This window comes from Dokdonella sp., from assembly GCF_049593775.1.
Taxonomy (GTDB): Bacteria; Pseudomonadota; Gammaproteobacteria; order Xanthomonadales; family Rhodanobacteraceae; genus Dokdonella.
On sequence record NZ_JBAWHJ010000318.1, the window covers coordinates 1 to 1,908 of the forward strand.

Sequence of the window (1,908 nt, forward strand, 5' to 3'; positions counted from 1 at the left end):
CTTCGCGGCCAACACCCTGCTCATGACCGCCGGTTTCATGTTGATCGGCTATCAGCTCACCGGCTATTTCGCTTCCTGATCGAGGCTTGCATGACACATTCCGAAACCCAGAACCAGAACTTGCCGAGTACGCGGCAATTGCTCAAGGCCACCGGTCTGTCGATTGTGGTGGCTGCGCTCTTGTTGGTATCCCTTGTCCTGCCGGCCGAATACGGTATTGATCCCACCGGGATCGGCCACCGCTTTGGCCTCGATGTGCTCACTGCGGAGCCCGAAGCAGCTGAAGCCCCAACGCTGACCGCACAGGCAGCATTGCCGGTCGCCGCTTCTGAAGCCGATGCAGCGAATGCCGCGCTCGCGGCGAGGGCGGAAGCCGCTTTCGGCAAGTCCGAAAGCCAGACCCTCGATGCCGGTGCTGTATCGGCTGCGACCGGGCCAGTGCGTCGCAACGCGTTGTCAGTCGAGCTTGCGCCGGGCAAGGGTGCCGAGGTCAAGTCGCACCTGAAGACCGGTGAAGGCCTGGTTTTCCATTGGCTCGCCAGCGGCGATGTCGCAGTCGACATGCATGGCGAGCGCGAAGGCGTAAAGAATGCGTGGACGAGCTATGCGGTGGAAACCGCACAGCGCGAATCCTCGGGCACTTTCGTGGCGCCGTTCGATGGCAGCCATGGCTGGTACTGGAAGAACAACAGTACCGAACCGGTGACCGTGGATATCGAAGTCGCTGGATTCCAGCCTGACCTGTATCGGCCTTGAGGCCGGATATCCGTGATCCTGTATGTCATACCTGTCCTGGCACGCGAGTGCCGCACAACTGGAGCATCACCATGAACTTGCGTTCCCTGTTCGTTTCAACGCTCGCCGCTTCTGCCCTGTTGCTGACTGCCAGCGCGAATGCCCACGATCCCAGCCTGCATGAAGACCACGCACCGCCAGAAGCCAAGGCCAAGCCGGTGAACTGCAAGCAGCTGGCCGACAACGTGCACTTCTCAAATGACATGGGTGATCCGGACATCAAGGCATTGAAGACGAAATGCGACGCCGAGCAAAAGGCCAACGCGGAGCCGGTGCCCGGCAAGATCAAGTAAGGGTTGCAGGCACCGAAGCCCCGGGCAGCGACCACGATTCGAAAGCTTCGGCTAAAGATCACGGAAGGCGGAAGTCCGGGGCCTTCCTGGAAGTGTCTGCATTGACCGGGTAGAACCCGATGCAGTGGGTGCCCGCTACTTCGCGGGTGGGAAGACAGTCTTCCAGTCCTTCTTCATGTCGATGATGACCCAGCCATTGGCCGGCGCGGCATCGAGTGCCTTGTCGAGAGTTCCGACCGATGACTTGCGATCGTAGGCGTATTCACGCGCCGCATCGGTATGGTGAACGATCGCGCCCAGACGTGGACCATCGCCCGCCGTCGTCCATTGCAGCATCTGCAGGTCCCCGTCGGAATTTCCGAACGCAGCGATCGGACGCTGGCCGATGTGGATATTGATGCTGATCGGCTTGGTGTCTCCGTCGGTGATGAATCCCAGTTCGGGCAAGCGCATGAGAGCCGGTTTGCCGTCGATCATTTCGAATTTGGTCTTGAGGCTTGAACCGATGACGTTGGGCGGCGCGATGCCGTAGACCTTCTGTGCCAATGGGCGCATGAACTCGACGCCGCCGCCTGACACGATATAGGTGCTGAAGCCATTGGCGCGCATGTAGTTGAGCAACTCGATCATCGGCTGATAGACGAGATCGGTATATTTTCGCTTGAAGCGGGGTTGTTCGGCCTTGGCGAGCCAGTCTGTCACGATCTGCTCAAATGCGGCCGTCGACATGCCGGCGTGAGTCACCGCCATCAGTTCGAGGATGCCGGCATAACCCGACGCCAACAGGGACTTTGTTTCGCCCTCGATCGCCGCCTTGAGC

Annotated in this window: 3 protein-coding genes; 2 read left to right on the plus strand and 1 reads right to left on the minus strand. The window is 60.1% G+C overall.

From position 1 onward, the window contains the following. The first annotated feature begins 90 nt into the window (after window positions 1-90). Window positions 91-756, plus strand: coding sequence for a hypothetical protein (locus WBP53_RS11045; protein ID WP_423928861.1), 666 nt, complete (start codon window positions 91-93; stop codon window positions 754-756). A 71-nt stretch (window positions 757-827) separates the two neighbouring features. Further along, window positions 828-1,088: a hypothetical protein gene (locus tag WBP53_RS11050; RefSeq protein ID WP_423928863.1), complete on the plus strand. Its 261-nt coding sequence runs from the start codon at window positions 828-830 to the stop codon at window positions 1,086-1,088. Window positions 1,089-1,223: 135 nt separating this feature from the next. Here WBP53_RS11050 and WBP53_RS11055 read toward each other — a convergent pair. Continuing rightward, on the minus strand, window positions 1,224-1,908 hold a 685-nt coding region (locus WBP53_RS11055), incomplete at its 5' end, for an HAD family hydrolase (protein ID WP_423928865.1).

Bases quoted from the DNA above. Each gene is read 5' to 3' on its own strand.
- WBP53_RS11045 (WP_423928861.1), top strand. From the start codon at position 91: ATGACACATTCCGAAACCCAGAACCAGAACTTGCCGAGTACGCGGCAA.
- WBP53_RS11050 (WP_423928863.1), top strand. From the start codon at position 828: ATGAACTTGCGTTCCCTGTTCGTTTCAACGCTCGCCGCTTCTGCCCTG.